The organism is Caballeronia arationis, from assembly GCF_001544975.2.
GTDB lineage: Bacteria > Pseudomonadota > Gammaproteobacteria > Burkholderiales > Burkholderiaceae > Caballeronia > Caballeronia arationis.
Genome location: NZ_FCOG02000403.1, coordinates 1 through 1,690, shown reverse-complemented (window position 1 = coordinate 1,690; position 1,690 = coordinate 1). Strand labels below are relative to the sequence as shown.

Annotated in this window: 3 protein-coding genes; all 3 read left to right on the top strand. The window is 62.5% G+C overall.

The features are described from left to right. Nucleotides 1–30 precede the first annotated feature (30 nt). On the top strand, nucleotides 31–714 hold the full coding sequence (locus AWB81_RS42705; RefSeq protein ID WP_062644588.1) for a PRTRC system protein B: 684 nt from the start codon (nucleotides 31–33) through the stop codon (nucleotides 712–714). Then, on the top strand, nucleotides 711–1,382 hold the full coding sequence (locus tag AWB81_RS42700; RefSeq protein ID WP_087135613.1) for a PRTRC system protein A: 672 nt from the start codon (nucleotides 711–713) through the stop codon (nucleotides 1,380–1,382). Before AWB81_RS42705 ends, AWB81_RS42700 begins: the two co-directional genes overlap by 4 nt. Continuing rightward, nucleotides 1,379–1,690, top strand: a 312-nt coding sequence (locus tag AWB81_RS42695) for a PRTRC system ThiF family protein (RefSeq protein WP_144444385.1), incomplete at its 3' end; no start/stop codon positions are given. The genes AWB81_RS42700 and AWB81_RS42695, both read left to right, overlap by 4 nt.

The following is a 1,690-nucleotide window of genomic DNA, read 5'->3' as shown; positions in this document are numbered from 1 at the left end:
GGCTCGGACCGCGTCGACGAACTCGCGGCAATCAGCGCCATCTTGCTGTACGGCCGCCAGGATCGCAGCGCCGTCTACGGCACCGTTCATCCGGTGACTCAGGGCAAGAGCGGCCGGGCGACGATTGGTGCCGGACGGCCGATCGACCGCATGGCACTTGTCGAATGCCTGCGTGAGCTGGCGCAGAACGCGGCCCCGAAGGCGGAATTCCTGCCTGAGACGGTGCTCGCGGTTTCGCAAGACGCGGTGATGTGGTGGTGCAGACCGGCGATGCGAAGAGTCTTCTTCGACTGTCAGGAGATCGGGCGACGCAGTGCGGTCGTCCCGCATCCGGGGTTGGTGTTCCGTGCAGCTTCGAACGGGTTTTCCGTGTTCGCGCTGCAGGAAGACAGCCGGCCAACGCCTGCATCGAAGCTGCACGAACCGCCTTACTTTAACACCTGGGACTGGGGGCGGATCTGCGTCGGCTCGGCTCATGTACCCAAGCGCATCGACATCGAATCGATTGCCGGATGGGAGAGCGGATTCTTTGAATCGGCCTTCACACACCCGAATCACGGCAACAAACGTGTTTCGCATCCGAATGGCGAGTTCGCATTCTGGAAGGAAATGCTCGACGGCAAGTACGGCGAGCAGTTCCCGAAAGAGGCGCTCGTCCCTATGGACATTACTGTCGCTGATCTGATCGCCGGCAAAAAAGGAGATTTGAAATGAATGCTGGTGTTTCGAATGCCGGTGGCTTGAATGCCGGTGACGCTGCGCTTCAACGCTCGTTTCCGACCGTTATGGTTCCCCGGCGCGAGCCGGTAGCGCCGATGCAGGCGGCAGGAGAGCGGTTGCTGATCGGCGAGAACGGTGTCTTTATCGAGATCGATCTGCCGTGGCTGTCGGTCGTTCGTCGCGTCGCGCACTACACGGTTCCGACTGCGATCCCTTATGGGAGCGTGGCCGAGTCGACGGTGCTGCGCTGCGGCGCGGTGCCGCCGGAACTGATCGGCGAGTTCGTGGAAATGGCACGCGCCGCGCATCCGCTCGAGACGGGTGCGTGGATCGTCTGGAACGTCGAGACCAAGCAGTTTCGTCTCGCGCCCGTGAGGGTACTGTCGCAAGGCCCCGGTTCGCTGAAGTATGAGCGGCCGGAGCTACTCGCAGGCGAACTGCGCGTGATCGACTGTCACTCGCATGGCGCTCATCCGGCCTTCTTCTCGTCGACAGACAACGAGGATGACCGGCACGAGACGAAATTCGCTTTCGTCGTTGGGAACTGCGCATCATCGGTTCCGAGCATGGCGATGCGGTTGTGCGCGAAGGGCATCTTCGAGGACGTCGAGCGCGTGCCGAGCAGTTGGTACGCGGCGGCCAAGTTGAAGGAGGTGGCATGACAAGCGCCATCCGTCATCAACTTCCTTCGCGGATGCTCGAGCGAAGCTGGAATGTGGTCGTGGTGGGCGCTGGCGGCACCGGAAGTGCTGTGCTCCCGAGCCTCGCGCGGCTGCATCACGCGATGCTGGAGCTCGGTCACCCGGGGGGCATCGACTGCACGGTGTTCGACGACGACACGGTCAGTCCGACCAACGTCGGCCGGCAGGGCTTTTATCCGAACGATGTAGGCGAGTACAAAGCCTCGCTCATCGTCAATCGGCTCAACGCGCTGATGGGCACGAACTGGCGGGCGGAAACCCGGCGCTTC